Source organism: Methanolacinia petrolearia DSM 11571, assembly GCF_000147875.1.
Lineage (GTDB): Archaea > Halobacteriota > Methanomicrobia > Methanomicrobiales > Methanomicrobiaceae > Methanolacinia > Methanolacinia petrolearia.
The window spans coordinates 195,314-222,056 of record NC_014507.1; the positions used below are offsets into that span (position 1 = coordinate 195,314).

Sequence of the window (26,743 nt, forward strand, 5' to 3'; positions counted from 1 at the left end):
AACATGAAAATCACGTTGTGATTTGCATGAAACAGTACATGAAAACTTCGTTTCATGGACCTTTTCAGAAAACTATAAACTTCATAATTTGTAACTGTCTATCGTGGACTTTGCTATCCTCCTGAGACAGAAACAGCTTTTCTGGCTTTCAATAATCGCTTTAATCAGCTTCTTCATGTCGGAAGTAGTCATATTCATGCTCTCAGGCGAGTCCTTTATCGTAATATCCCAGGTAATTTTCTTTTTGATCGTATTGATCTCTCTCCTGGTTCCTGAAAAAAGTCTGATCATTAACGTGTTCATCGGATTCATATACCTGATCTTTTCGGCATTATCGGCAGGCCCGGATTTTTACGAGCTCGTTCCCTCGATGGTCCAGTTCTATGTATTCATAAGCATGAGCATAATCATCTCGCGGATAATTCTTGAGGTGCGTTATAACGAGAAGAAGTACTATGGGCTCCTGGAGAATACGACCCGTGGCATATGCATCTACGATTCCGAAGAGAGGAGCCTTGTCGAGAAGAACCACGCCTTCGTATACGATCCAAGTATCTTCTTTGAACGGGCCAGGAGCGTCAACCCGGATTTCTTCGGGGCCCGCATTGAAAACGCAGGTAAATCCTCGACATTTGAGATAGAATACGAATCGGCGGACGGGGAGAAGCTCGAACTGCTGGTATTCGCCGAGAGGCTCTTTGAGAGATATATTCTTTTTATTGTAACTGATATCACTGAAAGCAAGAGGAATGTGGAGAACAGCCAGATTGTAAGTTCGCTCAGCAATGCCTTATTAAGAGGCTCCAATATCGGTGCATCGTCTTCTTTCACCTCATATGCGGCAAGAAACATCTCGGATACATGCTGGGTTGGAATATACCTCCTGAATGATGAAAAAAATGCTTACAGGCTGGTATCATCACATAATCTCCCCGAACCGTTTGAAAAATCTTTTTCGACGATAGATTTGGGGGATAGAATAGGGGAGCTTATCGCAGGCGGAGATACCGTTGAGATCGATTCCGCCGCCCTCGGGATCGTTCCGGCAGAAGAAGAACCACATCTCCAAAGAAGTGTCCTGATAGTCCCCGTATATATGACGAACAAACCGATAGGATGCATTTTTGCCGTAACCGATAAGGGAAAGAAGTTCTCAGAGTCGTCGAAAAATTCCCTCAACTCGATCGCACATATCTTCGGAAGCGCCCTTAAGAGGATAAACGCGGAAAAGGAGATAATAATCGCCAAGAGCAACCTAGAATCACTGTTCGAATCCCTTGACGACTTCATATTCATCTATGACAATGAGGGCGGAATAATCCATACGAATTCCACAGTCTCCGGGAAACTCGGCTATACCACACGCCAGCTTGAAGAAATGAACGTAGCGGCGATACATAGCAGTCCGTCATTCGAAGTGTTCGACAGGGAGATCAGGTCACGTATCTCGGATAAATCTATTACAATGCCCTTCAACCTGGTGAAGAGCAACGGCGAGAAGATCCCCGTCGAGATGAAGGCAGTGGTCGGCAAGTGGGGTGATTCCGAGGTATTTTTTGTAATAGACCGCGACGTGACCCTGAGAAAGAAGCATGAAGACGAGATAAGGTCAAGGGATGCAATTCTTGATGCGGTCAGTATTATTGCCGAAAACTTCCTCAGGGCCGATGCAGGGGCTGACAACATCAGCGAGAGTCTTGAAAGACTCGGAAAGGCCGCCGATGTGGCTTCGGTATGCCTGTTCGAGGTAAAATGGACCCTCAAGGATTCGTATTCACCGGAGAACGTGTATAAGTGGGTCAATGACGACAATGCGTTTGTTCCCAACGTTGAATCTCTAATCCGGCTCAGCGTATTCCAGGAATGGCGCGGCATGACAACATGTCCTCCTGAAATGGATAAGGTCGTGTATCTCGATATCGAATCCGTCTCCGGTGAGGACAGAAAGATCTTCGAAACACTGAACATAAAGACCCTGATTGCTGTCATCCTGACAGTTGACGGCTCGTTCAGGGGGGTAATGTGCCTTGTTGAGAGCGTGAAAAGGATCTGGTCCGACATCGAAACGGAGGCCATAATGATTGCAGGCGATATCATCTCGTCTGCAATCGGGCGGGCGGAGACAGACGAGATCTTCAGGATTCCGATCGAAAGATCCCTTGTCGGTGTTTACCATATCCAGAATTTCACCTTCAAGTACGTCAACCCGAAGCTTGCCGAGATCTTCGGATATACCCGTGAAGAGATGCTCGGGGACCTAAATCTCGTCGAACTGGTACACCCGGATTACAGGCAGCTGCTTATCGATACCGTTCAAAGTTTCAAATCTTCGGCAATAGATGGAAACGGAGGAACCGGTGGGAATATCCCCGATTTTCATATCGATGCCCGCGGTATTAAGAAAGATGGCACTCTCAATGACGTAGAGATCTACGGGAGCATGATGCTCCACAGTGGAAAGTTCTCTTTTATCGGGATGGTCATGGACATCACCCAGAGAAAAGAAGCCGAAAGGAAACTGTATGAAAGCTCCGAGATGCTCGACCTGGCACTCAAAAGCACCAAACTCGGGATCTACGACTGGAATCTCAGGGACGACAAATTATTCTACAGTGATGCCTTATTCACCATGCTCGGGTATTCGCCTGAGGACTATGAAGAAGGCAGGATGTCTTTCGACGCGATCATACACCCCGACGACAAGGATGAAAAGAAGCGTAAACTCAGGGCCCATCTCGAAGGAAAGACTCCATACTATGAGACGGAGTACCGCCTGAGGACGAAGGACGGGGAATGGCGGTGGATCGCAGCACGCGGCGAGGTCTTCGAACGTGATTCTTCAGGCAAAGCCGTGCGAATCACCGGAACGCACCTCGATATTACGGAAAGAAAGAACGCGGAAGAGAAGATCAGCCACTTAAACAGGGTACTCAAAGCCGTAAGAAACGTAAACGAACTGATCGTGAGGGAGACCGACATCAATAATCTGATAAACGGCGCATCGAAACTTCTCGTGGAAACGAGGGGATACCTGGATGCCTGGGTCATCCTTACCGACCGGTACGGGTCGTACCTGGACTCCGCAGGCTCCGGCGACCGGGAGGATGTGGCCGAGATTATCCGGAAGACGAAATCAGGGAATCCTCCCAAGATCCTTGTCGAGACCCTCAGGACCACTGAGATCGTGTCGCTCTCAAGACTCATGTACCCTGAAGGCGATCCGGCCGACGAGGGCGAACTGTTATGCCGCCGTCTCGATTACGGGGAGAACGTATTCGGCGTGGTATTCGGTGTCATTATCATCTCGATCCCCTCAGGGCTCTCTGAAGACCAGGAGGAACTGGGACTATTCAACGAACTTGCAAGCGATATCTCCTTTGCAATTCACGATATCCTGCTCCAGAACGAGAGGAAGAGCTACGAGGAGCAGATACTCAGCTCCCTTGAAGAGAAGACCGTTCTCCTGCAGGAAGTTCATCACAGGGTGAAGAACAATCTCCAGATAATCTCGGGCTTAATCAAGATGCAGTCACGCAACGTCGAAGACCCGTCGGCCCGCGATTCTCTTCTCAGGTGCGAGAACAGGATAATGGCAATCGCGATGGTCCACGAGGCCCTTTACAGGTCGGAGAGCCTCTCCGATATCCACGCGAGGGAGCATTTCATAAATCTTGCCCAGAGCCTGATCGATTCGCTCTCTTTTACGGAATACAAGGATATCAAACTTAAAACCGATATAGAGATAATCAGCCTGCCGATAAATATCGCCATACCGTGCAGTCTGATTATCAACGAGATTATATCCAACGCGATAAAGTATGCATTTACAGGCAGGGATTCCGGTGAGATCTCGCTCGTGTTCAGGAGTGAAGACGAAAATTATTATCTCGAGGTCTCTGACAACGGTGTAGGCGTACCGGACGACTTCGACCTCGACAGATCCAAATCCCTCGGCATGCGGCTTGTCCGGAGGCTTGCCGTCGAACAGCTCAGGGGTACGGCCGAGATAATCACCGGGGAAGGGACAAGGTTTATCTTTATATTCCCCAAACATCCCGAGCAAGGGAAGTGATCCTGTTGGCAGAGGATAAAAAGAGAATTCTTGTTGTTGAAGATGAAGGGATCGTGGCGATGACACTCGAGGACTCGCTCTTCAATCTCGGGTATGAGGTCGCCGGAACAGCAGACGACAGCCGTTCGGCAATCGAGCTTGCCGAAAAGGAGAAGCCCGATCTCATATTGATGGATATCAGGCTCAGGGGAGATATCGACGGTATAGAGACTGTCGAAAGAATAAACGAAAAGATGGACGTACCCGTGATCTTTCTTACCGCACATTCGGATGAGGAGACCTTGTCGCGAATGCTGAAGACCCGACCGTACGGATTCCTGGTAAAACCGTTCAGGGAAAAAGAGCTCTACGCTAATATCGAGGCTGCAATAGCCAGGCACAGGCTTTCCAAAAAATAATCCGCTCTGACACGAATATCACGTATGCCGGAGACGGCTGTTTTGAGGCATGGGGGTGTGGTTGTTATGATTATATTTAAAAAAATGGCGAATTTGCGGTTCCTTTTGATCAGGTTTATTTATAACCAGCAGTATAAGGTATGTATTGCGAGGGGTTATTGATGAGCGGTAAAAGGATTCTTGTTGTTGAAGATGAAGTTATGGTGGCAATGACGCTCGAGGACACTCTTGAAGCTCTCGGGTACGAGGTTGCAGGAACCGTAGACAACGGCAGGGACGCAATCAGGCTGGCTGCCGAGAAGAAGCCCGATCTTATACTGATGGATATCAGGATAAGAGGAGATATCGACGGCATAGAGACCGCCGACAGGATATCCGGGTCGATGGACATCCCGGTCGTCTTCCTTACAGCTCATTCCGACGAACAGACCCTTATGCGGGCTCTCAAGACCCAGCCTTACGGGTTCCTGATAAAGCCCTTCCGCGAGAGGGAGCTTTATTCCAATATCGAGATGGCGATACACAAGCACAGGGTGCTAAAGACCAGGAACCGGGATGGAGGGACTGAAAAGGAATCGCCGTCACCATACGGGACCGCCGTCGAAGCGGGACCGGCGATTTCCCGTCTTCATGAAAAGGAAACGGTCGAGGTGGGGACCGATACCGAACGCCTGAAAAATCATGTTTTCGAATCTATTCAAAACCCGCTGTTCGTATTGAACGGCAATATGAAGATCGTATTATACAACAGGAAGTTCGCCGAGCTTTGCGTCTTCTTCAATATATCCGAGTCCACCTTCAGGGCTTCTGCCGAAAAGGCAGGAATTTTTCCGCTCTTCGGGTCTACAAACGACTTCATGACCACATTTACCGAAGGCAGGGAGAACTTCTCAACCCTGGAGGTCATGACGGGGGAGATCGGGCACACCCTGAAGATTACAAAAATCCCTGTAAAAGAAGGCCATATGGTTGCATACGTGATGGCGGTTATCGAAGACATCACCTATGAAAAGATGCTCGAAGACTCGGGCGAACTCTATCATAAGACCGCCGAAGGCATAATAAACCTCTCCCACGAGTTAAAGGGAATCCTCAAAGGTCATGAAGACCCCCGCCTGAACGAGATCGCCGATACATCCGACGACCTGGTGCTTGAATTCGCACGTACGGACGAGGAATGGCTTAAGATAAAAGAGATGCGGGACCTGAAAAAGATCTGGGACCTCTAATCTGTCTAAATCCCGTCTCTTGTCACCGGACATGTCATGCAGTGGGTACCTCCCCTGCCCCTGCTGAGTTCGCAGCCCTCGATCTCAATTACGTCGATTCCCTCTTTTTCCATGCTTTTGTTCGTCCTGGCATTCCTCCTGTACGCGACGACGACACCGGGCCTTACTGCAAGGACGTTGTTCCCGTCGTCCCACTGCTCCCGTTCCGCCTCGTACCTGTCGCCGCCTGTCGGGATGATATTGAGGGCGTCGATCCCGAGTGCGTCTTCGATCGCCGGAACAAGACCGGCCTCTTCCCTGATCCTGAAGGTTCCCTCAACGTCGCCGGGGAAGAGCGACCATGTCCTGCTCTTCTCCAGGACTCCCGGGTACGCCGTGGCCGTATCCTCGTTTATCATAGTAAAGACGGTGTCGAGATGCATATGGCTCCGGTCCCTGCCGATATCGCACGCGACGATCCTCTCCGCTTCGTCTCCTGCGAAGAGGGTGGAAGCGAGATTTTCGATCATGCCTGAACCCGTCCTCTCGCTGATCCCCGCAAGGACGCATCCTTTCTTAAGCGGCATTATGTCCCCGCCTTCCAGCGTGTTTCTCCCGTAGCCCGGCGGGGGGACACCGGCTAAGTCCCCCTTCGGGTGCCAGCACTCGAAGCTGCTCTTCGAAAATTCCGGGTGGTACCTGTATATCGCGGAGACGTTGAGAGCCTCCCTTCTCCTGACATGCCAGTACATCGGGTTGATTGTGACTCCGCCGAAGATCCAGCTCGACGGGTCGCGGGAGAACAGGGTGTTCGGGAGCGGGGGGAGGATGTATGAATCGGGCCCTGCTGCGGCAGCGACGAGCGACCTGCTCTTAATTCCGCTCATACCCGGTATCTCCATCTCGTCTACGGCGAGTCCTCCCGTGAGGTATCCCGCAAGGATCTCCGGCTCCTCCTCCATAAGGGCGTCCTTCAGCCGCCCGGCTATCGAGACCCCCGGTGCATCTCCGGGGAATACGCCCCCGAGGATGTACTCTCTCGCATCGCCCGACCGGAGTGTCTCTTCGAGGAGCCTGTCGAGCCGGAGGACTTCAACTCCGTTCTCTTCCAGTATCTTTGTAAACGCGTCGTGCTCTTCGATCCCCCGGTCGACCCACAGGAGTTCGTCGAAGAGATACTCGTCGTGGTTCGAGGGTGTTAGTCTCCTGAGAGCCATGTCCGGCCGGTGGACTATGACCGTCCTCAGCCTTCCGACCTCCGAGTATACTCCGGGCTTCATCTCGTCTCACTCTCCCGCCGGACAATCGTCCCCGCACTTCCCGCTGCAATCTCCGCGATCTCTTCGAGCGATCCTATCGCTGCAGGGTTCCCGGTCGCCTCTACGAACCTGCACGCCGCATCGACCTTCGGGCCCATCGATCCCGGCGGAAAATGATGCCGGTTTTCTCCCAGAAATCGCGGGGTGGTCTCCCCGATAAGCTCCCTGTCTTCCTCTTTCCAGTTGAGATAAACCCCTTCGACATCCGTCGCCATTATGAACAGGTCGGCCCTGAGTTCTTCTGCCAGTATGGCACTTGCAAGGTCCTTGTCGATCACGGCCTCGATCCCCGAATATCCGCCTCCCGGTGAAGGTACGACCGGTATCCCTCCACCGCCCGTACAGATCACGATCGCACCCTTCTCTATCAGCCACCTGATCGGCTTCATTTCCAGTATCTTCACCGGCTCGGGAGAGGGAACGACCCGTCTCCAGTCGAAACCGTCCTGCCTGAACGTCCACCCCGTCGCATTCCCGACCTCTCCCGCCTGCTCCTTGGTATACACCGGGCCGACGAACTTTTCGGGATTTTCAAATGCGGTATCTGACGGATCGACAGCCGTCATCGTGAGCATTGTCGCGACCGGGACGTCCGGTGGGAGAATATTCCTGAGTTCCTGCTCGATCAGGTAACCGATCATCCCTTCGGTCTCCGCCCCGAGGATGTCGAGCGGATATGGTTTACTCTTCGTATATGCCGCTGCCTGTAGTGCAAGGAGGCCGACCTGCGGCCCGTTTCCGTGCGTGAGAACCAGTTTGTATTCTTTGGCAAGCGGTGCCAGGGCCTCTGCAGCCCTGCGGACGTTCTCTCTCTGGACTGCGGGGTCCGGACTTTCTCCGCGTTTCAGGAGGGCGTTTCCCCCGAGTGCGACGAGAACCGTCCTCTCTTTCATGCTATTTCTCCGGGCCGGACAGTGTCGCGACCATTATCGCCTTAATAGTATGCATCCTGTTCTCGGCCTGGTCGAAGACGACGGAATATTCCGATTCGAAGACCTCATCGGTGACTTCGAGGCTTTCAAGCCCGTATTTTTCGTAGATCTTCTCACCCAGTTCCGTCTCCCTGTTGTGAAACGACGGCAGGCAGTGCATGAACCTGACCTTCGGATTTCCGGTCGCCTCTATCAGCTCCATATCGACCCTGTACGGGAGGAGGAGATCGATTCTCTCCTGCCACTTCCCGAACGGCTCGCCCATCGAGACCCAGACATCGGTATAGATGAAATCCACGCCCCTGACCGCCTCTCTCCTGTCGCTTGTAAGCATGAGCCTGGCACCGGTCTCCTCCGAAATCCTCCTGCATGTCTCTGTCAGGTCCGGGTCGGGCATCAGGCTCATCGGCCCACATATTCTTACGTCCATCCCGAGTTTTGCCCCGCCTGTCATGAGCGAATGCGCAACATTATTCCTGCAGTCGCCGGTGAAGCAGAACGAGATTTCCTTTGGATCTTTTCCCGAATGCTCGACCATAGTCATAATATCAGCAAGGAACTGGGTCGGGTGGAACTCGTCCGTAAGACCGTTATATACCGGAACTCCCGAATATTCTGCAAGTATTTCGACACTCTCCTGTGAAAAACCCCGGTATTCTATCGCATCGTAGAGCCTTCCGAGAACCCTTGCCGTATCCTTCATGGATTCCTTGTATCCTATCATGGAGCCTTCCGGCCCGAGATACGTCACGTCGGCCCCCTGCTCCCTTGCCGCCACTTCGAACGAGCATCTCGTCCTTGTGGAGGCTTTCTCGAATATCAGGGCGATCTGTTTCCCACTGAGATGCTTTGTCTCTCTCCCGTCTGCTCTCGCCGATTTAAGCTGTTTTGCGAGCTCTACGAGGTTTATTATCTCTTCGCCCGAAAAGTCCAGCAGTTTTGTAAAGCTCTTGTGCCGGACGATTTCTTTTGTCATGTTTTTTTCAGTCATTTCGATCACCCCGCTGCACAAAAAATGGCGTTGTTGCCGGGATTATATAATAGCAAAAAGTCTCTTCTTCAATATTTAGCGTTTCCGGTGCGCCGCAGGGTTTTTATCGGAGAAGAGTCATCTCATTTAGCAGTGTATGAGTTATGACCGATAAAAACCGCAATGAGCTCAAAGGAAAGGTAATGACCATCGGAGACCTCGTGGAGTACCAGCCAGGGACTGTTTCGAGCCGGATGGTGATCAACAATAGTGCAGGCAGCGTTACAGTCTTCTCCTTCGACGACGGGGAGGAGATCTCTGAGCATACCGCACCGTTCGATGCGATGGTGACTATTCTTGAGGGGGAATGTTCGGTCCGCCTCTCCGGGGAGTTTTTCCTGATGAAGGCGGGAGAGACGATCATCTTCCCGGCAAATGAGCCGCATGCGGTGTCGGCGGTAACGAAATTCAAGATGATGCTTGTGATGATCAAGGGCTGATAAAACAAAACTCTAATTGTGAAAACGGTCAAATACCTATGGATGGCAAAAAAAGTCAGGGCATCTCATATCCTTGTAAATTCCGAGAAGGAAGCAAAGGACATACTTGCAAAACTTAACTCAGGCGAAAATTTTGAGGAGCTTGCAAAGAAGTATTCGACATGCCCTTCGGGGAGAAAAGGTGGGGATCTCGGCTGGTTCGGGAAGGGAATGATGGTTAAGGAGTTCGAGGACGCATCATTCTCGGCAAAGGATGGGGATGTTACGGGTCCGGTGAAGACTCAGTTTGGATACCATATCATAAAAATAACAGGGAATAAATAAACCCTGTCGGTTCTTTAATTCAATTATTTTTAATTGATACGAAATTTTTATCATGAAAGGATTTATACTATGAGCATCCTCCATAATCGTGGATTTGGGATTTGTTATGGCAGATACAGTGGCGAAACCTTTTCTTAAGTGGGCGGGCGGGAAGACTCAGCTTCTGGATGAGTTTTTAAAACGAATTCCCCCTGAACTGAAAAACGGTGGAATCACCTCTTTTATCGAACCTTTTATCGGCGGCGGTGCGGTCTTTTTTAACCTGAACAGTATCTTTTCTTTCGAAGAATGTCATATCTTCGACAGTAACGAGGAACTTGTTCTGGCCTACAATGTCGTAAGGAAGGACGCTGAAGATCTTATCGGGTGCCTGGAAGGGATGTCAAGAGAATATCTAAAGCTTGATTCTCCCGGCAGAAGCGAATATTTCTACTCGGTTCGTGAAAGGTTCAACAAAGAAAGAAGCGGCATCAATTTCAAGAGGTACGGGAAGAAATGGGTTCCGAGGGCTGCACAGATAATATTTTTGAACAGGACCTGCTACAACGGCCTTTTTAGGGTGAACTCGAAGGGCAGTTTCAACGTCCCGTTCGGGCGGTACAAGAACCCCAAGATTGTAAACCCCGATCTTTTGAGGGCGGACTCCGAGGTTCTTTCTAACACGAAGATACATTGCGGCGATTTTGCCGATTCCCTGAAATGCATCAGGGATGATTCGTTCGTGTACTTCGATCCTCCCTACAGGCCCCTGAGCCCGACGGCGTCTTTTACTACCTATTCGAGGAACGGGTTCGACGACTGCGAACAGAGGAGGCTTGCATCGTTTTTTAAGAAATGCGACGGGAAGGGTGCAAGGCTGATTCTCAGCAACTCGGACCCGAAGAACATCGACCCGGCCGACGATTTCTTCGACGCTCTCTACAGTGGTTTCAGGATCGAGAGGGTTCCTGCGAAGAGAATGATCAATTCCGACGGGGACAAGAGAGGAGAGATCAGCGAGATTCTTGTTATGAATTATTGAGATTTTTCATCAAAGCCTCTTTTCCGGATTTTCATAAACCGATATATTGTCAGTCACGCCTGACAAAATTTTCCACCCCTTTTTTTGTCAACAATCCCTGACAAAAAACTCAATACCAACAGACATCATAATATGCCTTATCCTCCGAAACGGATTCACCCGAGACCGCGATCGTCCATTTCTTCTTGATGCTGTAGGCAGTGCTCAGGCCCGATATCGTCATCCTCACGCAGGAGTCGTCATTATGATCGTCCTCGTCCGAGAAGCACCAGATCGAGCCGTCCGGCCCCGCGACCGAGAGCGAAAGTTCGTCGTCCGGGTCGTTCCACCTGAGCTCGAACGAGATCTGCGATTCGTTCTCCGAAGGCGTTAAAGAGTACCACTGGACCTCCCCTTCCTTTATGCTGGAATAAAACCTGATCTTCGTATCAGGTGTGGGAAAAGGGGTTGGATTTGATAAAAAAGAGCTGTTCTGCGTTCCGCCCGAGATCGCCTGTCCCTCTTCCGGAATTCCGAAGAGGTAGATATCGTTTGAGTTTTCTCCCCTGTCCGTCCATACCACGTAGTCGCCCGAGACCCGCGGGAAGTCCAGCCTTTCTCCTTCTTGTGAGATCACCGATGCATTCCCCGCTTTGGAATCATACAGGTATATACTACCTCCATTCTCCAGGTCTTCGCCCTTCTGTCCGTAATATACCCAGACGACACAGTCGCCGGAGATATCCGGGTACATCTGGTATCCTGTCATCGGGGAGATTACCGACGTCATCTGCTTTTCGATATCGTACATGTAAACAGAATAATATTCGTCGTAGCTCTCAGCCCAGACGATCAGGTTCCCGTCGATAGCCGGCGGCTGGTAAGTCGAAGGAAGCCTGGCGACATTTGTCTTCTCCCCGGTCGTCATATTGTACAGCATAAGATAGATCGCGGAAGAACCCTGCTCCATGCTGATATAGACCAGGCGGTCTCCTGAAATTGCAGGAAGCAGGCAGTCGGTATCCTTACCTACTCCCTTTACTGCGTCACCGTAATCTCCGGTAGAGATGTCGTACATCCTCAAAAAAGACTGGTCCGCCGTCTTCTCCTCCCAGACCACCCTGTCGCCGTCGATCACCGGGTTGTCCTGTTTGTTGTTGGAGTAGAGGAATTTGAGAACATGCTCGTCTTCGTCGTAGAGGAAGATCGCCCTCTGGTCTGACCATACATAGCGAGAGCCCGAGAGATCGAGGCTGAACTTGCCCGAAGGATCGACGATCACCGTCTCCTGCCGTCCGGTCGAGATATCGAACTTATGAAGAGAGCTTCCGGTCGTATTGTCTGCATTCGGACCGTACTCTATCCATGCCACCGTATCGTTGTCGAATGCGATCGAGTTGAATTTCGCAGAATCACTCTTCGCTATTACGACAGGCTCCGGTGTCTTTATAGCTGCACACGGGTATGCCGCGACAATCAGTATAACCAGACATATCGCACATACCAAAAACCCCCTCTTTAACATGTATTATCGTTTCTTATAGATTACAACTGCACAGACAGCGATAACGAAAATCAGCCCTGCCTCGAACATGATGACCGCCGTCGGCACTGTACCCGCGTTGTTTGAAGGTGGACTCTCAGTTGTTATATCCTTTGTCTCCGGGTCGATAGTGAATGATTCGACGAGGAGCGAATCTTTGTCGACTTCCCCGGCCGAATACGTCTTGTCGTATATGTTGATCACGGTGGTTGCCTCTGCCAGGCCGCCGGGGTTCGATATGGTCGCGACGAACTCGCCGGTTCCAGAAGAGGATGTGTTATACTCTGCATTCCAGTTGTTCGGGTCGCCTTCGTTTACCTCTATTCCGGTGATCTGTGTGGCGAATTCGCCTGAATCCGGGACCGAGGAAGGCTCGATCGTGAGAGCCAGCTGCGATCCGGGGTTGAGGTTGGTAGTCCCTGTAAAGTTTACCGTCGAACCGCTGACCGCATCAGGCAGGTAACCGTCCGCAACTCCTGAAATATTGATCCACGGTTCTTCGAGGATCAGCATGAACTGCTGGTAGGGATTATTACCTTCGCTTATCTTAAGATATCCCTCCCCGAAGTAAGAGATTTTCTCTTCGATCTCCGAAAGCTCATCTTCCGTTCCTGTGACGGCGTATATGTTGTACTTGCCTGAAAGAAGTTCCATCGTCTCGTTTGCCGAGAGGAGCTGGTTATTCGAACTTATTTTTCCTCTCTCGTCGGTCCGGAGCATCTTGACCTTTTCATATATGTTGGCTGAACTCGAGGACGACTTCCTGTTTATCCAAACCATAATATTTTTGCCTGCAACTCCGTTTCCTTCGATACTCAGGGATTCCCCTTTTGCCAGTTTTCCGTCCGTCTGGACGAGGTCGGGCCTGAAAACAAGGTTCATTCCCGAATTTGGCGTTGTGTATGTGGTCTGGTAGTAGAAGCTGTTCTCCTTCATTTCCGACTGTTCCAGGTCCGGCCCTTTTGCACCGGGTTCGTAGACCTCGACCATCTTCACGTTTCCGGTGGAGTATGATATACGCAGGTTTTTGGCGATCTTGTTCTGATCGTCTCCTCTCTTCCAGACGACAAGAGTATAATCGCCGGGAGCCCGCCAACTGACGGTGGTACTATATCCCCATGTCGGCTTGTCTCCCTGGAAACTCGAATAACTCATGCCTCTCGTCTGCTGATTCGGGTCGGGATCGCCCTGCACGTCTTTCACGTCGGCGCAGTACCCTTCGAGGATATAGTGCCCGATTATCGCTTCTTCTCCAGGCGAAGTGGTTCCCGTAATCTCCAGTAAGTCGTCCCAGATTATCTGGTCGGGGATCGGGTCTATGGTGAAATTGTCTCCGGCCGCTGCCGGAAGTGCGAGGCAGCAGAGGATAAATAATGAAATTATTGTGATTCCTGTTATTTTTTTATGATATTCGGACCCCATTGTATAGTCACCAGTTGTTAGATGAATCTTTATAGCTATATGTAAATGATTTCTGTGAGATTTATCGTATTATTACCTGCCCGGGTTTCGGACTGTTTTCGGGCGGACGGTTTCCGTTTTGCATTATTCCTTTGATTCCGGTATATATTGACTCCTCTCACAGAAGATTAATAATAAATGCAGATTAAAAACTCAGATGGTAAGGGCTATGAGAGTAAAAAAGCAGAACCGGATATCAGGTGTCATCTATGCAGCGGCCCTGCTCATACTGGTTTCATCCCTGATTTCATCCGCAGGAGCGACATCCATGCAGTATTCCGTCCAGAACTGGGATGAAGCCCCTCCTGTAAACGAAGAGTCGAAAGCGCCGGTCCCCCTGGACCTGTGGCAGGTTTCCCCCCTCGTACTTGCCGCCGTGACTCTTGCCATGATATCCCCGGTTATGGTCCTACCAGCTGAGATTATCCTGGGCGGGATAGGTCTTGTTGCCCTGAATTTCCGCCGCGTCGAGGTTAAGACCGTGCTCGATCACGAGCTGAGGAACGGCATATACAGGCATGTCCTTGATAATCCGGGCGTGTGCTTTACGGATATCGAGAAGGGTCTCGATGTCAACAGGGGAACCCTGGATTACCACTTAAAGGTCCTGAGGCGGGAGCACAGGATCGCAGTTTTGACAAAGAACGGGCGGAGTTTCTATTTCGAAAATTCCGGCAGGTATACACGCGAGGAGATGGAGATGCTCGCGATCCTCCGGAACGATACCGAGTTTACAATCTGTGAATATCTCCTTGATTCGCCGGGCGCATCGAGGAACGAGATAGTCTCCCTCATAAAAACCACATGTTCGACGGTATCGTGGCACATGAAAAGGCTGACAGATTCCGGGCTTGTCTGTTCGACGAAGGACGGAAGGATTGTCAGCTACCACCTGTCCGGCCCTGCGAAAAGAATTGTCGAGGACATTTCGGGAAGCAGGTGCGTATAGGGATTCATCAGTTTTCCCTCAATTTTGAAATCCGGGATATCGATATTCCAACAAATTTTCCTGAAATAATCCTCCTGCGCCTGTCTACTGGTATCGGGATGTTATAATTGTCTTGAAATAAGGGGTTTTTACTTAAGCGGGAAGAAAATGAAGATAGAGAGCGGGACAAAGTTTGTTATTGTCGTAATAGTGGCTGTAATTATTGTAGTAGCGGCGATTACGGCCTTATTGTCCTGTATGAATATGTTGCCTGCGACAGGAGTGAAAAATCCGCAGGATAACCCGTCACTCGACGAGCTGAATAAGGCTCTAAGCGATCCCGAGGTCGTCGAATTACTGGGTAACAGGAATTTTACTTCAATCGTTTTTTCGAAGTTCGAAAATTCCCCTATGGAAGAGGATTACACCCAGATAGTTTTTCACCCGGAGGACCCGGACCCTGAAGATCGTTTTTTTCCTTCGATGATAGTCGTTAAGATAAATGAATCCGGGCAGGTTTTCAGTGCCTATGAGACATATCCGGCTTATCGTCAGCTTGTCGTTGGCGAATTATTTTTAATCCCGGAGTATCAGTAATCCGCCGTTTGATATTTTATCCCGTTTCTTTCGAGAAACTGGCTGATTGTTACGGGGTGTACGCCTACGCCGAGATTTATGAACTGGTTCTCCTCGACCTCTTTGCCGTTTCTGTTTATCTTCGGCGAAAAACCGAGAGGGAGATGTGCGGTGTGGCTCTGAATCCCCCAGATTACTCCGTTGGTGTCGAATATCGGCCCTCCGCTCTGTCCCCTGAGTCCGGGGGATGATGTCTCGATGAAGAGGTTGTCAAAGCCATCTTTTGTTTTTTCACCTTTTAGTGTTCTCGTTGCTATTCCGTCTATGGGGAATAAGGCCATCGGGAACGGGTTGTTTAAAAACCGGAAGAATTCCCTGCCGTCAGTTTTGACGAGTTCTGAGTTTATGCTGTTAAACGGGAATCCTAATTTGCATACCGATCTTCCGGGCGTTATTTCTGTCGGCTGTTTGAAGACCGGGTATTCAACGGATTCCTGCGGTTTGAAATCTTTTAATTTTGCTATGGCGATGTCGAGTTGTGTGTTCGAGATCACCCTTTCGACAGTATACTGGTTTTTATCGATAAATGCGACGTCCGAAAAATTGGTGACCCACTTTCCATCTTTATTTATCTTCGAGATTTTTTTCCGCTTCTGGTTTTCGTTCAGTTTACTGTCCGAATTTATTTTATCGACTTCCAAATTGCATGCTTCTACGTTCTTTTGATCCTGCTGGAATTTGAATCTCGGAATGAACAGGTGTGCTACGGTTATTATCCATCCTTCATCGTTTAACAGGACGCAGGCTCCTATCGGGCTTTCCGTTTTGCCCCCGATTGTGCTGAAGGAGCATACAACCGGCCAGGTGAATTTCATCGCTTTCTGAATTGCCTGTGAAAACATTCTTAGTTGCTAATTGGGACTGATTATATTTATTCGTTGATTTGTACTGGAGAAAGCTAGAAAAATCTCAGATCTGCATAATGGATATAATGAATGAATCTGGTAAAATAAAAAACACAAAAGCGCCGAGAGGGAGATTTGAACTCCCGAGGTGCGGACACCAGTAGCTTTCGAGGCTACCGCCTTCCCGGACTAGACTATCTCGGCAAATAATAATTTGCTCAAATTACAGTGCACTAAGCGTTTCGCATTCTGCTCCCTGCGCAATGCCGGTTCTATATATTGGACATTACAAGAAATAAGCATACCGCTGTTATCTCTGCCCTGCCGAAATTATTGACGCACTGTTATATCAAAACCCGGTTATAGAATTAAGGTAGAAACCGGGAGAAGACCGGGCGGGAGCTGGTGAGGAAGATGAAGTGCAGAGTCCATTTCAAAAGGGAATCGAAAGATATCGAATACGAATTTTACGAAGGCGAAAAACTCTCTGAGATGCTTCTCTCCTTCGGCCTCATCCCCGACACCGTGATAATCCTTGTAGACGGCCGCCCCGTTCCCGAGGACGAATACATAGCCGAAACCGGATACGTCATCATGGAAACCGCTTCGAGAGGCTAAAAAAAGGAAAAAAATTCTAAAAATTAATAAAAGTTTCAGGAGATCCAGCCGTTCACGGTCTCCTCATTCGCCTCGATCCATGCAGCCGCAGCCTCGTCCTCCGAAGCTCCGCCCTCTATGTCCAGCATGACGGCCGACATGTCGTCTGCGGTCCAGTTGAAGTTCTGAAGAATCGTGTAGACTCCCGGCTTGTCCTCCTTCAGTCCCTGCCTTGCAAGGGTTGCGATATACTCGTCGCCGCCGTAGACTCCCTTCGGGTCTTCGAGGTACTTGAGATCGTATCTTGAAAACATCCAGTGCGGGGTCCACCCGGTAACCACGATCCAGTCCTCGTCCTTGTAGGCCTTCGCAAGCTCTGCGGTCATTCCCGCACTGCTGCTCGAAAGAAGCGTGTAATCGAGGCCGTATTCGTCAATCGCCTCCTCGGTGTTCTGCATAATTCCCGCACCCGGCTCGATACCCGTGATCGTGCTGTCGAACTTGTCCGCAACGCCGTTCATCTCGTCTATCGAATCGATCGTGACATACGTCGGGACGACAAGGCCGATCTTCGTTCCCTCCATGTTCCTTCCGACGAGATCGATGTCGTCACCGTACGTGTCCCAGTAGTTCGCCTGGGTCGAAGGAAGCCATGCGGAGACCGAACAATCTACATCTCCGTCGGCCAGCGCCTGGTAGAGCGGTCCGGCATCCACTGCATAGAGCTCGACATCGTATCCTGCCTTCTCAAACGCCTGCTTCAGCACGTTGGTGCTCGCAATCTCGGAATCCCAGAGCACGTAACCGATGCTAACCTCGTCCTTGCTCTCCGTTCCCGTCGTTGGCGTGGCCGTAGCAGTAGTTGTCTGTTCTCCGGTCTGTCCCGTATCGCTTCCCGTACACCCTGCAAAGAGCGTAAAAGCGAACAATACCAAAATTATGAGTCCTATTGCTTTAAATTTGCCAGTCATAACCAGTCCTCGTTTGTTTTCGGCATAGAAAGGATGGACGTCCTTAAAATATGCCTGAAAATGTCACAAAAAGGAAAAATTGTCCTTTTTAAAAATTATCTTTTTGACCTTATAAATGTGTATGGGTTTTCCTGTTTATCTTCAGGCCGTTGTTTTGATCAGGTTCTGGGAGAGCCTGTCGAGTATTATCGCGATAATCACGATGGCGAGTCCGGCCTCGAAACCCATCCCGATATCAACCCTCTGGATTCCGACAAGCACATTGTACCCAAGACCCCCTGCACCAATCATCGAGGCGATGACCGTCATTGAGAGCGAGAGCATTATACACTGGTTCACACCCGCCATTATGGTTGGCATTGCGACCGGAAGCTGGACTTTGATAAGTTTTTGGTTCGGCGTCGCACCGAATGAATCCGCCACCTCGTTCAACTCTTTGGGGATCTGCCTGATGCCGAGGTTCGTAAGCCTTATTGCGGGCGGCATCGCGAATATGACCGTCGCAATAACACCCGGAACGTCTCCCAGAGCGAAGAAGATTACCGCAGGAATAAGGTATACGAACGAAGGCATCGTCTGCATAAAGTCAAGGAACGGTCGCAGTACCCTGTCAAATATATCGTTTCTCGATGCCGTGATCCCCGTCGGAATCGCGATCAAAAGAGCGATGAAGGTCGATGTGATGACAAGTGCGAGCGTCTCCATCGACTCCGGCCAGAGGCGGAGGTTCTGTATTAAAAGAAGCCCTGCCGCGATAAAAACCGGCATCTTCCAGTCTTTGTTCGATACATACCAGCCCGCCGCCGCAAGGATGAGTATGATGATGAAAGAGGGGATAAAGAGCAGAAGATCCTTGATTGCGGATATGAAAACGTCAAGAACAAAACGAATCGTGTCGAGAAGCCACCCGAAGTAGGTGTCGATCCAGTCGACGATGTACTCGACCGCCTCGCCCAGTGGAATCTTCGGAAAGATCGCATATGAATCGCCTGCCATCTTCAGACCTCCATCCTCGAAAGGGCGGCGAGAACCGATCCCTTGATGATTATGCCCTTTATTTTTTGTTCGTCATCGAGGACCGGGATAGGTATTCCGGACTCCGCCACCAGGGGGATGATCTCCGTTACCGGTGTGTCAGGGCTGACGGACGGGATATCCCGTTTGATTATGCCTTCGAGACCGAGGCCGTTCTTTTTCGCCTCAGTCGCATCGTCGACAAGCACGAGCCCTTCATATTTCCTGTGCTTCGAGACCGCGAATACGCTCGATATCCCGTATTCCTCCATCAGGTGAAGGGCGTTGTTCGGACCGGACGAAACTGAAACAAGCGGCTCGGGCCTCTTCATCACATCCTTTGCCGAGAGTACTTTTGTCATGTCGACATCCTCGACGAACTTTTCGACGTATTTCGTCTCGGGGTTAGTAAGGATATCCTCGGCGGTTCCCACCTGGACTGTGCCCCCGTCCTTCATCAGCGCTATTCTGTCGCCGAGCTTCAGCGCCTCGTCGAGGTCGTGGCTCACGAAGATTATCGTCTTGTTCACCCTGTCCTGCAGGTCGAGGAGTTCGTCCTGCATCTCCCTTCTTATCATGGGATCGAGGGCACTGAACGCTTCGTCCATCAGGAGAATGTCGCAGTCGCCCGCAAGAGCCCTTGCAAGTCCGACACGCTGCTGCATTCCGCCGGAAAGTTCCGAGGGCATGCTGTTTTCGTAGCCTTCAAGCCCGACGAGACTTATCGCCTTCTCTGCCTTCCGGTGTCTCTCTTCAACCGTAATGCCCTGGATCTCGAGCGGAAACGCGACGTTGTCGAGGACCGTCCTGTGGGGAAGAAGTGCAAAACCCTGGAAGATCATCCCGATCTTGTTTCTCCGGAACTCCCGGAGCTCTTCTTCGTTCATCTCCCGGATGTTCTCCCCGTCCACGAGGATTTCACCTGATGTCGGCTCGACAAGGCGGTTTAAGCACCTTAAAAGTGTCGATTTGCCGCATCCCGAAAGCCCCATGAGGACGAAGATCTCGCCTTCGTATACCTCAAACGAGACATTGTTGAGCGCAACGTTCTGCTGTGTCGCCTCCATGATCTCTTTCTTCGATCTTCCTCTCTCCAGCATTTCGAGCGCCGCTTCGGGCCTCGGGCCGAATATTTTTACAAGGCTTCGGGCTTCGACCTTGACTTTCTTGTTATCTCCTATGTTATCTTCTTCCGGTATGTCCATATCGTGTCACCAAAGCCCCCCGGTGGTTTTGTTACATTTCAATATCTTTTTCATCTTTGGTAACTGTTTGCAATTCCCGATATAATTGGAATATTTGTAAAAAAGGATTCTATAATTTAATATTTTTACAATTTGATAAAATAAATACATCTAAAAATGCGAATATAAATTGCGATTCAATCCTGTTTTTAGGATTATGCCGAAATAAGTTCTTTAATCAAAGATTAAGATGGCATATGGTAATATTTTTGGTTATGGGGGGAGAGCTGGGATTAATATTCTTTATTATAAATGTCCGGGCCGTTGGGCAACCCGGGAATGTTTTTTTCGGCTGTTTTACTCCCTCTTCCCGAGATCCACCCTACACTCCGGGTTGACACCCTGGTTTCTTATCTTGAAGAGATACTTCTGGTGGTACTCCTCCGCCTCCCAAAACTTCCCGAGAGGGACTACCTCGGTGACGATCTCTTTTCCACCGAACCTACTTTCATCTTCGAGCTCCCTGACGAAATTCTCCGCCTCGTTCTTCTGGAGTTCGTCCCTGCAGAAGATCGCGGACCTGTACTGCGTCCCGACATCGGGCCCCTGTTTGTTGAGCGTCGTCGGGTCGTGCATATTGAAAAATTCTTTAAGGAGGTCCCTGTACGAAACGGCTTCGGGTGCGAATGTGACCTCAACTGCTTCCGCATGTCCGGTATTTCCTGTGCAGACGTCCTCGTAACACGGGTTGTCGAGTTTCCCGCCAGTATACCCTACACGGGTCCTGATTACTCCCCTAACCTTCCCGAAGGCCTCTTCGACGTGCCAGAAGCATCCTCCGGCAAACACTACTGTCTCCTCTGACATAATACCCAATGGGGGGATTCTGTTTTATCAAGGTATTGGTCGTTTGGAGATCCTGATCAGGATATGTGTCTGGTGAAAAGAAAGGATAGCAGGAATTTCAGTTTATCCTGTGATTTCCGCACTCTGCATCCTGTCTATTTTGAGAACTGCCGATGCCAGGGCGAAGATGAGAATTCCGTTTAGAACAAGAATTCCTGCAATTGCCATGCCCGGAATAATTCCCGGAAGGAACATCGATGCACCGAAACTTATTGAGACGAAATTAAGGATTGTCTGAATAATCAGAAGATTTTTTAAAACCGGCGGAATCGGATCATTTTCTGCTCCCTGCTTCCCGCGGTTTAGCAACACGGGCCCGAAGCGCTTCAGGAGAAGGATCACACCGCCTGCGATGTTCAGAAACCCGATAAGCTCTGTCAGAATTCCTGTAGTTATTCCCGGAACTACACATGAGAATATTCCTGCTCCGGCGAACACGACTCCTATTACCATCAGGAGCCATGAGCGCCTGCATTCCCCTGCAGGAGTTTCGCCGAGCGCCATCATCTGTATGGCCATTACAACCATCAGGAGGCCCAGCTGGCCGTCGGGGGAGAACGGGATCATCCCCAGGTTTACCGGGACGAGCAGGAATCCGAGGAGGACGAGCAGGAACCCCACAGGAATTATTATTGCTACCTGGAGTGGAATTGCCGCCACAGAAAAAAGCAATGTTCTCTTCTCCGCAGATTCGGATAGTATCTTCTCCTCTTCCTGTGGATAAATGGTGTTCGTCCTGTGAAGGCAGAACGAAAGATAAAAGATGCATACGCCGTAGACAAGGAGAATTGCTGCTGTCAGCGTATCTTCGGCAATCCCAGGAAGGAGTGTTATGATCCCGAGTATTGCCGATATAATATATACGAGAGCACATGCAAGAGTCAGGTGCCGCAGGACCCCGGGCACAGCCAGCCACCGCTTTGCCTTCCCATCTGCAAGAAAGAGCTGAAGGAGAAGTGAAATCCCCCCGAAAAACAGCATGAGCCCTGCAAGAATCCTGACGAAATCCGAAAGATAACCGGGGATGAAGCATGCGATCATCCCGGCTGCGGTGGTGCAGACCCCAATTATGATAACTATCCACGATCGCCGGATGTCACCGAAAGGTGTTCTTCCAAGAGCGATTATCTGAAGTGAGACAATTACAAGAAAGAGACCATATGTGCTGTCCGGAGTGTATGGAAGTTCTCCTGTATGGATCCTGAACAAAAGAGTTCCGAATATCAGCATAAAAATTCCGAAGATAAAGAGTATTACAACCTCAAAAGAGAGGTCCCCAAAAAATTCCTTCTTCATTTCAATATTGTTCCCGCCGTTATCGTCCTGTCCCAATCCCGTTTCCTCCTCTACATCCGTCCGGAATTCATTCCGGTGCATTATGATTCAATTATAATCAATAATTTCATAATTGATTTATAATTTATGATTTATTTTGGTGCTTTATCCAAAATTCAGGGATATCGGGATGCTGCTGTTTTTAATTCCGGTATTTATGAATATCCTGGTGTCGTTGAAAGAATACCTTGATATACAGGCTTTTTTAATAAAAGAATTATTATGTTTCGACTTCAGGACGATTTTACATACCTGATGCCCGTTCATTTTGGGGGAGGCAGGTTTACTCCCGACAGGGTTGTCCGCCAGAGGACGACGACACTTGCAATGACCTATGAAACCGACAGGGGTCTTCTTGAGCAGTATATTCCCGAAGGGTTCGAACTGATCTCGCCCGAGGTGCAGGTTATATTCAGTAAATTCACTGAGATCGACTGGATGCAGGGCGGGCAGTACAATCTCGTCAATGTTGCATCGCCTGTCCGCTTCAGCGGCCAAAAGGACGATCTTGAAGGCTCGTACACTCTTGTCGTATGGGAGAACAGGACCGCACCTATTCTCGGTGGACGCGAACAGACCGGAATTCCCAAGATCTATGCCGATATCGAGGACCTGCACATCCTCAGGCCGCATTACATGACAAACGCCAGCTATGAAGGGAGCACGTTCCTGAACCTTGAATTTGAGGCGGAAGAGGAGATAACCGGCGTCGAAATGGATGCAATGAGATCGGGATTTTCGTCGGTAAATGCTATAGGGTGGAGATATATCCCGAAGGTCGGGGCTCCCGGTGCCGAACTGAGTCAGTTCGTTCTTTACCCTCAGGGCATGAAGGTCGAACATGCAGTGGCCGGGAAGGGAAGCCTGAAATGGACGACCCTTACCCCTATGCAGAATCCCGCACAGTACTACATTGTAAACAGTCTTGCGGCTCTGCCGGTTGAAAAGATTAAACAGTCGGTTTTGTTCGAGGGGGAGACCTTCCTTCATGCGATGGGTGCCCGGGTAATTGAATAAAATAATAAGATCTATTGAAAAAGAGGAGAATTATGGTAGATTCGGATCATTACAGGAACAGGATCTGCATCGTTACAGGTGCAAATTCGGGTATAGGATATGCAATCTCGGCTGAACTTTTGAAGAGGGGAGCGGTCGTTTACATGACGGGAAGAAGCCCGGATAAAATATCAAAGGCTGCGGAGGATTTTTCTTCGTATGGAGGGAATGTGCGAAAACTCGTTATGGACGTCACGAAACAGGAGGATGTCCGGAAAGGGATAGCTCATGTTGCGGCAGAGGCGGGAAGGATCGATCTTCTCTTCAACAACGCCGGAGTTGGCGGGACGATCCCGTTTGAGAAGGCGACAATCGAAGACTGGAAAAAGATCATCGATACGAACATCTGGAGTGTCATTTACGGGGTTTCGGCAGCCGTTCCAATTATGTTGAAACAGGGTGAAGGTCATATAGTCAACACCTCCTCCATTGCCGGGATCGTTCCGCCTCCTTTTCAGGCGCTGTATTCACTCACAAAATATGGTGTTACGGGTATGACCGAGTGCCTGAAGTACGAGTACGCGGAGAAAGGTCTAAGATTCTCGACCATATGCCCTGCAAACATTGCAACCCCGATCTTCAACAAGAGTATTGACGGTACGGCACACGGTGAGCTGAGGATACCGGACGATGCATATCCCGCCGACGAGGCGGCATCGCTGATCCTTGACAGGGTTTCGGAGAACAAAGGTATAATCGTCGTCCCGGAAGAGCCGTACACCGACATGTGGAAAGGCTATGTCCTCGGGGAAAGTGTTGTCGAAGACGAGCTCTACAAGATGGCCCGGCAGAGAAGGGAGGCCTTTGAGAAAGGCGGATCATACTTCTGATAAAAGAGCAAGTATTATAGTTTCACTGTAAATACTTCTTAACACTGAAATGGTTGACGGAGCTTGTACCGCCTGGGAACTGCCTTCGTTTTCATGGGATTTTATATGGGGAACGAATTATCGGAGGACACCTTGGCTGTATCAGCAGATTGCCGCCTGCCCGGCTTTAATGGCAGGTCTGGTCTATACAGGTTTATTTTAACTTTAATTCTATTTTTAGGACTGTTAGTGATCGCAGCCCCGGTATCGGCTGAGGTATGGACGCTGAATACGACAGACTCGATCGAGGCCAATATCTCGCTCGCCTCTCCAGGAGATACTCTTATCCTGAATCCGGGAACATATCAGCAGTACAATATCACGGTTTCAAAGAACGTGACAATAATGTCCAATATTTCCGCAGGCGGGAGTGCGGGGAATACGATAATCGACGCGATGAATTCCGGCAGGATCTTTTATGATAACAGTACGGCAGGCTATACGCTCACAATCGAGGGTCTGACACTGACGAATGGAAGCCTTTCTGACGAAGAAGGCGGAGCAATCTGCACAACCAACGGCAGTGTCGAGATCTCGTCTTCGGTCATAACCGACTGTTCGGCGCTGACTTTGGGAAACGGCGGTGCGATCTACTCGTCAAGCGGCAACGTTATCGCAACGTCCTGCACGTTTAACGACTGTTTCTCGAATACCGGGGGTGCAATCTGTGCCGCGGTCGTTAATACGACGTCATGCAGTTTCACGAGATGCGGATCATCGGTCTGCCTGGGCGGTGCAATCTCATCGGATGACGTGACGGCGATATCGTGCAGTTTCACCGGCTGTTTTGCATGGTCCGGTGGGGGGATCTTTTCCGATGCGGTAACGGTCCGGTCGTGTAATTTCACGGACTGTGCTGCGTATACTTCCACAGGTATCGGCGGAGGGATATCGTCTGATGATGTCGTCGCAGAGTCATGTAGTTTCATAAACTGTAGTTCGAAGGGTGATGGCGGCGGCATTTATTCCAACACTACTTCTGTTGTATTCTGTGATTTCACTGACTGCAAGGCGGTCTATGACGGCGGCGGGATCTCTTCCCTCGATGCGACAGTAACCTCCTGTTCCTTCACCAGCTGTTATGGCACGGGTGGCTATAGTTATGGTGGCGGCATCTGCTCCAATTATGACGCCGGCGGAACTTTCCTGATCTCCTCTTCTTCCTTTACAGGTTGCCGGGCAAGTGCCGGCGGTGGATTGTATTCGGAATTGTCCACTGTCACCGTTATTTCATGCACTTTTATCAATTGCAGGGGAATCGATTCCGGCGGTGCGATCTTATCAATGGACAACAATTATCTTACTATCAGCTCCTGCACCTTTACCGGCTGTTCGGCGTTGAATTATGCCGGAGCAATCCTTTCTGATACTGATTATACAACCTATGCCACAATCACGTCCTCCGACTTCACTAACTGTTCGGCAGAAAATATGTATGGGGGTGTAATATACGCCAATTACAGTATTTCCGCTATTCATTATTGCAGGATCTACGACTGCAATGGCGGGACTGCGGTTGTGATGGAGGACGGGACAATGGATGCGGAGAACAACTGGTGGGGAACGAATTCGGACCCGTCCGGTTACACGAAGGCGTTAAGCGGAGGACCGGTCGACGTCTCTCCGTGGCTTGTTCTCGGCACCGCCCCCTCGCCTTCTTCGATAACAGCCGGCGACTCATCCATCGTCAGTGCTGACCTGACTCGTAATTCGGCGGACGAAGACACATCTCCGGGGGGATATGTTCCGGATGGAATCCCGGTTACGTTCACCCTTGCAGGCGGTCCGGGAAGCCTTTCGTCTCTTTCAGGTGCTACAGTTTCGGGAGTTTCGGCAACCACTTATTCTTCATCTTCCCCCGGGACTGCAACGATTGCCGCCACCGTGGACAATCAGATAGCTAACTGCACGGTACAGGTAAATTCCGGAGGGGGATCATCGTCCGGCGGGAGCGGAGGGTCTAACACCGATACAGGCATAGGTTTCGCTGAAGACCTGAAGGCTGGTGAAAACGTCTCGCTGGAGATGAACAAAGGTGCGGTTTACAGGGTGGATCTGACCGCAAAAACGGATATTGAAAAACTGATGATAACGGTCCGAAAAGACAGTTCTGTCCCGTCTTCTGTCGGAGAACCGGATTGGGATGTCTACGAGTACGAGGAAGTGACTCTCTACTATGCGGATGAATCTGATCTCTCCGATCTGATGTTTTACTTCAAGGTAAAGAAGAGCTGGCCGGCATCGAACGGATATGGTTACGGAGATGTCTTGATGCTGCGTTTCAACGAAGAAACTGACGAATGGGAGGAACTTACTACAACGTTCACAGGTGAAGACGGGACATACTATTATTACAGTGCCGAAACTCCGTCATTCTCGTGGTTTGCAATCGCCGTATCCGAAGATGCGACAATAATCCCGGAGGGAACAGAGACTGAGGTCGCTACGCAGGCCGCAACATCTGTAAATACCCCGTCGTCTTCCGTCGCAACAGCTGTGTCTACAACTTCACCCGGCAATTCTTCTATTGCCGAAGGGGAAAAATCCCTGACTTCTCTTGCCATCCCGGCACTTGCCGTTATACTGGTAATAATAGCAGTTATCGGGCTTGTAAGCCGCAAAAAGAAGGATGAATATCCGGACTGGTGGGACCACGGGCGGAGATGAATCTGCCT

General features: G+C 50.1%; 23 protein-coding genes and 1 tRNA gene. 12 read left to right on the forward strand and 12 right to left on the reverse strand.

Going from position 1 to position 26,743, the window contains the following annotated elements:
• The first annotated feature begins 103 nt into the window (after positions 1 to 103).
• The 3 genes from MPET_RS00925 to MPET_RS14770 all read left to right on the forward strand — a co-directional run bounded on the left by MPET_RS00925 (position 104) and on the right by MPET_RS14770 (position 5,699).
• A complete protein-coding gene (locus MPET_RS00925; RefSeq protein WP_013328138.1) occupies positions 104 to 4,072 on the forward strand; it encodes a PAS domain S-box protein in 3,969 nt (1,322 codons plus the stop codon).
• Positions 4,069 to 4,470: a response regulator gene (locus MPET_RS00930; protein WP_013328139.1), complete on the forward strand. Its 402-nt coding sequence runs from the start codon at positions 4,069 to 4,071 to the stop codon at positions 4,468 to 4,470. Before MPET_RS00925 ends, MPET_RS00930 begins: the two co-directional genes overlap by 4 nt.
• A 161-nt stretch (positions 4,471 to 4,631) precedes the next feature.
• Positions 4,632 to 5,699: an ATP-binding response regulator gene (locus tag MPET_RS14770; protein ID WP_013328140.1), complete on the forward strand. Its 1,068-nt coding sequence runs from the start codon at positions 4,632 to 4,634 to the stop codon at positions 5,697 to 5,699.
• Positions 5,700 to 5,704: 5 nt separating this feature from the next.
• On the opposite strand, the gene MPET_RS00940 is transcribed toward MPET_RS14770, so the two are convergent.
• From MPET_RS00940 to argF, 3 genes are read right to left on the reverse strand one after another with little or no spacing between them, the layout of a single operon-like run.
• A complete protein-coding gene (locus tag MPET_RS00940) occupies positions 5,705 to 6,958 on the reverse strand; it encodes an arginine deiminase (RefSeq protein WP_013328141.1) in 1,254 nt (417 codons plus the stop codon).
• Positions 6,955 to 7,890: a carbamate kinase gene (gene arcC / locus MPET_RS00945; protein WP_013328142.1), complete on the reverse strand. Its 936-nt coding sequence runs from the start codon at positions 7,888 to 7,890 to the stop codon at positions 6,955 to 6,957. The genes MPET_RS00940 and arcC overlap by 4 nt, the downstream gene beginning before the upstream one ends.
• A 1-nt stretch (position 7,891) precedes the next feature.
• Positions 7,892 to 8,920 carry an ornithine carbamoyltransferase gene (gene argF / locus MPET_RS00950; protein WP_013328143.1) on the reverse strand — a complete coding sequence of 343 codons (1,029 nt, stop codon included), beginning with the start codon at positions 8,918 to 8,920 and terminating at the stop codon, positions 7,892 to 7,894.
• A 143-nt stretch (positions 8,921 to 9,063) separates the two neighbouring features.
• Here argF and MPET_RS00955 point away from each other — a divergent pair, with 143 nt between their 5' ends.
• The 3 genes from MPET_RS00955 to MPET_RS00965 all read left to right on the forward strand — a co-directional run bounded on the left by MPET_RS00955 (position 9,064) and on the right by MPET_RS00965 (position 10,744).
• Complete coding sequence (locus MPET_RS00955) at positions 9,064 to 9,399, forward strand: cupin domain-containing protein (protein ID WP_013328144.1); 336 nt, start codon at positions 9,064 to 9,066, stop codon at positions 9,397 to 9,399.
• A gap of 18 nt (positions 9,400 to 9,417) precedes the next feature.
• Positions 9,418 to 9,723: a peptidylprolyl isomerase gene (locus MPET_RS00960; RefSeq protein ID WP_225353834.1), complete on the forward strand. Its 306-nt coding sequence runs from the start codon at positions 9,418 to 9,420 to the stop codon at positions 9,721 to 9,723.
• A 106-nt stretch (positions 9,724 to 9,829) separates the two neighbouring features.
• A complete protein-coding gene (locus tag MPET_RS00965) occupies positions 9,830 to 10,744 on the forward strand; it encodes a DNA adenine methylase (protein WP_013328146.1) in 915 nt (304 codons plus the stop codon).
• A 109-nt stretch (positions 10,745 to 10,853) separates the two neighbouring features.
• On the opposite strand, the gene MPET_RS00970 is transcribed toward MPET_RS00965, so the two are convergent.
• The gene (locus MPET_RS00970; protein WP_013328147.1) at positions 10,854 to 12,230 is read right to left on the reverse strand and encodes a hypothetical protein; all 1,377 of its coding nucleotides are present in this window, start codon (positions 12,228 to 12,230) and stop codon (positions 10,854 to 10,856) included.
• A gap of 21 nt (positions 12,231 to 12,251) precedes the next feature.
• Positions 12,252 to 13,688: a hypothetical protein gene (locus tag MPET_RS00975; RefSeq protein ID WP_013328148.1), complete on the reverse strand. Its 1,437-nt coding sequence runs from the start codon at positions 13,686 to 13,688 to the stop codon at positions 12,252 to 12,254.
• 208 nt (positions 13,689 to 13,896) lie between these two features.
• Here MPET_RS00975 and MPET_RS00980 point away from each other — a divergent pair, with 208 nt between their 5' ends.
• Together MPET_RS00980 and MPET_RS00985 are read left to right on the forward strand one after the other, a co-directional pair.
• Complete coding sequence (locus MPET_RS00980) at positions 13,897 to 14,676, forward strand: winged helix-turn-helix transcriptional regulator (RefSeq protein ID WP_148222165.1); 780 nt, start codon at positions 13,897 to 13,899, stop codon at positions 14,674 to 14,676.
• A gap of 147 nt (positions 14,677 to 14,823) precedes the next feature.
• Positions 14,824 to 15,252 carry a hypothetical protein gene (locus MPET_RS00985; RefSeq protein ID WP_013328150.1) on the forward strand — a complete coding sequence of 143 codons (429 nt, stop codon included), beginning with the start codon at positions 14,824 to 14,826 and terminating at the stop codon, positions 15,250 to 15,252.
• Here the strand turns inward: MPET_RS00985 and MPET_RS00990 are convergent.
• Positions 15,246 to 16,133, reverse strand: a complete 888-nt coding sequence (locus tag MPET_RS00990) for a S1 family peptidase (protein WP_013328151.1) — start codon at positions 16,131 to 16,133, stop codon at positions 15,246 to 15,248. The two genes, MPET_RS00985 and MPET_RS00990, sit on opposite strands and share 7 nt — an antisense overlap.
• Positions 16,134 to 16,256: 123 nt before the next feature.
• Positions 16,257 to 16,340 (reverse strand) — tRNA-Ser (locus tag MPET_RS00995).
• A 210-nt stretch (positions 16,341 to 16,550) separates the two neighbouring features.
• On the opposite strand from MPET_RS00995, the gene MPET_RS01000 reads away from it, so the two are divergent.
• Complete coding sequence (locus MPET_RS01000) at positions 16,551 to 16,754, forward strand: hypothetical protein (protein ID WP_013328152.1); 204 nt, start codon at positions 16,551 to 16,553, stop codon at positions 16,752 to 16,754.
• A 35-nt stretch (positions 16,755 to 16,789) separates the two neighbouring features.
• Here MPET_RS01000 and MPET_RS01005 read toward each other — a convergent pair whose 3' ends face one another.
• The 5 genes from MPET_RS01005 to MPET_RS01025 form a co-directional block, all read right to left on the reverse strand.
• Positions 16,790 to 17,704, reverse strand: coding sequence for a glycine betaine ABC transporter substrate-binding protein (locus MPET_RS01005; protein WP_013328153.1), 915 nt, complete (start codon positions 17,702 to 17,704; stop codon positions 16,790 to 16,792).
• A 141-nt stretch (positions 17,705 to 17,845) separates the two neighbouring features.
• A complete protein-coding gene (locus MPET_RS01010) occupies positions 17,846 to 18,700 on the reverse strand; it encodes an ABC transporter permease (RefSeq protein ID WP_013328154.1) in 855 nt (284 codons plus the stop codon).
• Positions 18,701 to 18,702: 2 nt separating this feature from the next.
• Positions 18,703 to 19,923 (reverse strand): quaternary amine ABC transporter ATP-binding protein, encoded by a 1,221-nt coding sequence (locus MPET_RS01015; protein WP_013328155.1) that lies wholly within the window; start codon positions 19,921 to 19,923, stop codon positions 18,703 to 18,705.
• 336 nt (positions 19,924 to 20,259) lie between these two features.
• Entirely contained in the window at positions 20,260 to 20,769 is a 510-nt protein-coding gene (msrA, locus tag MPET_RS01020; RefSeq protein ID WP_013328156.1) for a peptide-methionine (S)-S-oxide reductase MsrA, read from the reverse strand.
• Positions 20,770 to 20,871: 102 nt separating this feature from the next.
• On the reverse strand, positions 20,872 to 22,140 hold the full coding sequence (locus MPET_RS01025) for a hypothetical protein (protein ID WP_225353835.1): 1,269 nt from the start codon (positions 22,138 to 22,140) through the stop codon (positions 20,872 to 20,874).
• Positions 22,141 to 22,365: 225 nt separating this feature from the next.
• On the opposite strand from MPET_RS01025, the gene MPET_RS01030 reads away from it, so the two are divergent.
• From MPET_RS01030 to MPET_RS01040, 3 genes are all read left to right on the forward strand, one after another.
• The gene (locus MPET_RS01030; protein ID WP_013328158.1) at positions 22,366 to 23,160 is read left to right on the forward strand and encodes an acetoacetate decarboxylase family protein; all 795 of its coding nucleotides are present in this window, start codon (positions 22,366 to 22,368) and stop codon (positions 23,158 to 23,160) included.
• A gap of 32 nt (positions 23,161 to 23,192) precedes the next feature.
• Positions 23,193 to 24,029: an SDR family oxidoreductase gene (locus tag MPET_RS01035; protein WP_013328159.1), complete on the forward strand. Its 837-nt coding sequence runs from the start codon at positions 23,193 to 23,195 to the stop codon at positions 24,027 to 24,029.
• A 228-nt stretch (positions 24,030 to 24,257) separates the two neighbouring features.
• Positions 24,258 to 26,735 (forward strand): PGF-pre-PGF domain-containing protein, encoded by a 2,478-nt coding sequence (locus tag MPET_RS01040; RefSeq protein ID WP_048130462.1) that lies wholly within the window; start codon positions 24,258 to 24,260, stop codon positions 26,733 to 26,735.
• Positions 26,736 to 26,743 lie beyond the last annotated feature (8 nt).

What these genes read in the sequence shown, in the direction of transcription:
- MPET_RS00955 (WP_013328144.1), top strand. Translation starts at nt 9,064, where the DNA reads ATGACCGATAAAAACCGCAATGAGCTCAAAGGAAAGGTAATGACCATC.
- MPET_RS01005 (WP_013328153.1), bottom strand. Translation starts at nt 17,704, where the DNA reads ATGACTGGCAAATTTAAAGCAATAGGACTCATAATTTTGGTATTGTTC.
- MPET_RS00985 (WP_013328150.1), top strand. Translation starts at nt 14,824, where the DNA reads ATGAAGATAGAGAGCGGGACAAAGTTTGTTATTGTCGTAATAGTGGCT.
- MPET_RS01035 (WP_013328159.1), top strand. Translation starts at nt 23,193, where the DNA reads ATGGTAGATTCGGATCATTACAGGAACAGGATCTGCATCGTTACAGGT.
- MPET_RS01010 (WP_013328154.1), bottom strand. Translation starts at nt 18,700, where the DNA reads ATGGCAGGCGATTCATATGCGATCTTTCCGAAGATTCCACTGGGCGAG.
- MPET_RS00980 (WP_148222165.1), top strand. Translation starts at nt 13,897, where the DNA reads ATGAGAGTAAAAAAGCAGAACCGGATATCAGGTGTCATCTATGCAGCG.
- MPET_RS01030 (WP_013328158.1), top strand. Translation starts at nt 22,366, where the DNA reads ATGTTTCGACTTCAGGACGATTTTACATACCTGATGCCCGTTCATTTT.
- MPET_RS00965 (WP_013328146.1), top strand. Translation starts at nt 9,830, where the DNA reads ATGGCAGATACAGTGGCGAAACCTTTTCTTAAGTGGGCGGGCGGGAAG.
- argF (WP_013328143.1), bottom strand. Translation starts at nt 8,920, where the DNA reads ATGACTGAAAAAAACATGACAAAAGAAATCGTCCGGCACAAGAGCTTT.
- MPET_RS14770 (WP_013328140.1), top strand. Translation starts at nt 4,632, where the DNA reads ATGAGCGGTAAAAGGATTCTTGTTGTTGAAGATGAAGTTATGGTGGCA.
- arcC (WP_013328142.1), bottom strand. Translation starts at nt 7,890, where the DNA reads ATGAAAGAGAGGACGGTTCTCGTCGCACTCGGGGGAAACGCCCTCCTG.
- MPET_RS01000 (WP_013328152.1), top strand. Translation starts at nt 16,551, where the DNA reads ATGAAGTGCAGAGTCCATTTCAAAAGGGAATCGAAAGATATCGAATAC.
- MPET_RS01015 (WP_013328155.1), bottom strand. Translation starts at nt 19,923, where the DNA reads ATGGACATACCGGAAGAAGATAACATAGGAGATAACAAGAAAGTCAAG.
- msrA (WP_013328156.1), bottom strand. Translation starts at nt 20,769, where the DNA reads ATGTCAGAGGAGACAGTAGTGTTTGCCGGAGGATGCTTCTGGCACGTC.
- MPET_RS00940 (WP_013328141.1), bottom strand. Translation starts at nt 6,958, where the DNA reads ATGAAGCCCGGAGTATACTCGGAGGTCGGAAGGCTGAGGACGGTCATA.
- MPET_RS00975 (WP_013328148.1), bottom strand. Translation starts at nt 13,688, where the DNA reads ATGGGGTCCGAATATCATAAAAAAATAACAGGAATCACAATAATTTCA.
- MPET_RS00990 (WP_013328151.1), bottom strand. Translation starts at nt 16,133, where the DNA reads ATGTTTTCACAGGCAATTCAGAAAGCGATGAAATTCACCTGGCCGGTT.